The 1,305-nt window shown below is 39.2% G+C and carries 1 protein-coding gene; it reads right to left on the bottom strand.

Annotation, left to right across the window (positions count from 1 at the left end):
• Positions 1-485 precede the first annotated feature (485 nt).
• On the bottom strand, positions 486-1,034 hold the full coding sequence (locus FFR48_RS27855) for an NUDIX hydrolase (RefSeq protein ID WP_096565713.1): 549 nt from the start codon (positions 1,032-1,034) through the stop codon (positions 486-488).
• Between the last annotated feature and the right edge of the window lie 271 nt (positions 1,035-1,305).

Below are 1,305 nucleotides of genomic sequence, written 5' to 3'. Positions count from 1 at the left end.
AAAAGTGTGCATTTTTTGGGATTTCAAGAGATGGCAAAGAAATTTTCAAATCTTCTCCTGACTCCTGACTCCTGACTCCTGACTCCTATGCCCTCACGGAAAGACTTTCTCAGCAACCCCTAATTAAATTTATACTTTACTCAGGGACTTAAACATTGCCTGTAGGATACACCACAGGGGAATAAGCTGTTACACAGCTAAATTGTATAATCCTAATGTTCTGAACTCTTGTTTAACAGGCAAGATGCCTGTTCCACTTATACAAATTAAATGCACAACAGCTTAAAACCCTTTTTAATTATTAATTAGGGTTTGCTGAATAAATGTGAAAATATTACAAGTAAAGGGTCTTAGCCTGCTGGAAGTTAAAAAAGTGCAAGACTTTACGAGGTGGGAACTCAAAAACCTTGCATTTAATTTCTACACAAAAGACATCACCTGTACCGTAGGCATCACCAAGTGCCTTTTCTAGCAGCATATCACCATTACATCAACAAAGAACGAGCTAGGAAAAAGCTGGCTATAGTTTTCGCATCTACAGGTTGTCCTTCACGAATAGCTGTTTCTAGTTCTTCAGGAGTCAAAAATACAGTTTCGATATCTTCATCTTCTTCTTGCTGTGGCGGAGTTTCCAGCTTTTCCAAATCTCTAGCCAAAAAAGCATAGATAATTTCATCAGAATAGCCAGGAGCTAAGAAAAACTCTCCTAGTTTATCCCACTTATGAGCGCGGTAGCCTGTTTCTTCTTGTATTTCCCTTTTTACCGTTTCCAAAGGTTCTTCATTAGGTTCTACCGTTCCTGCGGGAAATTCTAACAACCTACCTTGAACTGCAAAACGATATTGACGGACAAGAATCAGTTTACCATCTTCGGTAACAGGAAGAGCCAGAGCGCCACCGGGATGACGAATACACTCCCATTCTCCTTCAGATTTATTAGGTAAACGCAAACGATTCACTTCAAAATCAAATTTGCGCCCTTTATGAAACAAACGTTGCTTGAGTAGCTGTGGTAATTCTCTACCTAGTGGCATAGTCCAATTCTATTGTCTGCAAATACTCAGAATATATACGGGGGATGCTTGGGATATCAGGGTGTTTCTGCTGCCAAGGATGGTAATTTAATAGTCGGTTATTCATACTTAGGGTTTGCTGAATAAACCTAAAACCTTGATATATCAAAGGTTAGAGGCTGATAAACAGAAAAAAGTGCAAGGGTTTTGAAGGGTATACCGGAAAAAGTGTGCATTTTTTGGGATTTCAAGAGATGGCAAAGAAATTTTCAAATCTCCTCCTGACTCCTGA

The organism is Sphaerospermopsis reniformis, from assembly GCF_005402885.1.
Classification (GTDB): Bacteria; Cyanobacteriota; Cyanobacteriia; order Cyanobacteriales; family Nostocaceae; genus Sphaerospermopsis; species Sphaerospermopsis kisseleviana.
This window is presented reverse-complemented; position numbering and strand designations above follow the sequence as displayed.

Excerpts from the sequence above, each read along its gene's own strand:
- FFR48_RS27855 (WP_096565713.1), bottom strand. The coding sequence starts at position 1,034 with ATGCCACTAGGTAGAGAATTACCACAGCTACTCAAGCAACGTTTGTTT.